Source organism: Pirellulales bacterium (genome assembly GCA_035939775.1).
GTDB lineage: Bacteria > Planctomycetota > Planctomycetia > Pirellulales > DATAWG01 > DASZFO01.
Genome location: DASZFO010000044.1, coordinates 1 through 2,032 on the forward strand (window position 1 = coordinate 1; position 2,032 = coordinate 2,032).

The 2,032-nt window shown below is 60.9% G+C and carries 1 protein-coding gene; it reads right to left on the reverse strand.

The features are described from left to right. A partial coding sequence (locus VGY55_02015; GenBank protein ID HEV2968733.1) for a P-loop NTPase fold protein occupies positions 1-1,952 on the reverse strand: 1,952 nt, incomplete at its 3' end. Between the last annotated feature and the right edge of the window lie 80 nt (positions 1,953-2,032).

Sequence of the window (2,032 nt, forward strand, 5' to 3'; positions counted from 1 at the left end):
TCGGCGAGATCGTCGGCATAGGCCGCATCGATCAGGCGCGGCTCGCGCGCCAGCGCCCGCCAGGTGTCCGGCCATTCCGTCGCGAGCGTCACCCAGATCGCGAGTTGGCGCCAGCGGCGTGCGCCAACTTCTCCATTTTCGGCGGTTTTGTCCGTGCCGAGCTGGTAGTCGAAATAGAAGCGACCGACGGTCTCGTAGATGGCGAAGGCGTTGATGATCCGTTTGATTTGTCTTGGATTGTTGGGAAGCCTGGCCGCGAGCTCGAACAGCACATTGGCCACTTGCCGTTCATATCCCGGATCGGAAGCCGCGGCCGCCACAAGCTTGGTGTTGGCAAGTGCGTCGACGTGCGCTTTTTCGGCTCCCCGTTCCACCGCCTCCTGCTTCGCAAGGTTGACCTGCTCCTCGCGCTTCTCGACAGTCGCGAACTTGTCGATGGCCTCGCCAACTTTCTGCTCGAGCTCCCGAAGCACATCTGTGTCGGACGCTACGGGCATATCGGCCGCGCCGCCCCCGCCGGCCGGGGCGGCAATCCCGGTGCCCGTATTCGATTCGCCATCCGCCCTTCCTTCAAGCACCCCGTCGAGGACGGCCCGAGTGAAGCGCTCGCGAATTTCGGGCTTCATTGCCGGTAGGGTGAAGGACAGCTGGAACATCTTTTCCACGAACCGCTCGCCCAACCGGCTTTCCGTACCTACGGTGATGCCGGCGAAATCCTTGTGGTAGATCTCGTGCGCCTTCTCGATCCACGACCGATCGCCGAGCACGAGGACGAACAAGCGGGACGAACGGACGATGGTCTGAAACCCACGCAAGATCTCGACCACCGCGCGCGGCTCGCAGCGGTCGATGTCGTCAACGATCAACAAGACCGGCCGAGCCGCGTGTTCGAGTATCCGCTGGAAAGTATTGCGAAACCGGCCGATCGGATCGCGCACGCCGATCTGCTTGTGCTCGGCGGTAAAATCAAGGTCCGGCGTCAGCGACTGACTGATAACCTTGAGAAAAGCGGCCACACTGACGCCGGCAAATCCCAGAATGGCAACGGCGGCGTCGATGCGGTCTTTGACGACCTTGCTGAGGGGGTCCTTGACGGCACCCTCCAAAATCTTGGTCACGAGACCTGTTTGCCAAATGATAAAGAAAAGCACGGCAACCAGAAACAACAGGGTGAATTGGTCGCGAAACTTTGCGTTCCAAATCTGATAAAACAGCCTTTCCGAACGGATCAAAAGCCAGCGTCGGAGGCTGCTCCAAACTTGCCCCGCTACCGATAGCTTATCCCTCCATCCGACCTTGAAAAACCGGCCGATTCCATCTCGTGCCTCGGCGAAAAGCTCTTTGCAGACTGCGGCTTCGATCGTCAAAAACAAGTGCCACCACGGTGGCTGAACATACTGATCGCGCCAAGCGTTGTAGTTGGCGATGATCCATGGCCTGCGCGCCTCCTCGGGCCAGCGATTCCGCTCCTCCTCGTCGCGATGTGGATCAAGGAAGAAAACCTCCTCGATTTTGATCGCCGCCAATTCATCCGGGCTCGCGAGGGGAGCCACGACCGGGCGCAGAAAATGGTTCTCGGTCAGCGGGCTGTTGCGCGGGTCGAGCACACGGGCGACGAAGTTCGCAAACGTCGTCTTGCCGCCTCCCCATGGTGAGTCGATATGGACGATGAAGGTGTCCGATTGGCCCGATGCGGACTTGTCGGAACGCGGTTTGGGGGGCGGATCGGGTCGCCCCGCTTCCGCGCTTGCGCCCGGCGCGCAGCCGTTCATCTCGCACCAGATCAGATGCAGCCGTCGACCCAGGAAGAAGGCGAGCAGGCCGCGATCGAGCGCATCTTCGGTTTCGCTCGGCGCATCGGCCCGAAAAGGTACATACGCGTCAAGTTCCGCCGGCTCGCCGGGAATTGGAGGCCACGGCAACGAGTCCGGGCGAACTTCCTCTAGATGCATGTAGGGATAGCGCTTGAGCGCCGTCTGGATCGACTCACTTTGGCTGAACACCTGCCAGGCTTCGTCGACGCTGACTGGAA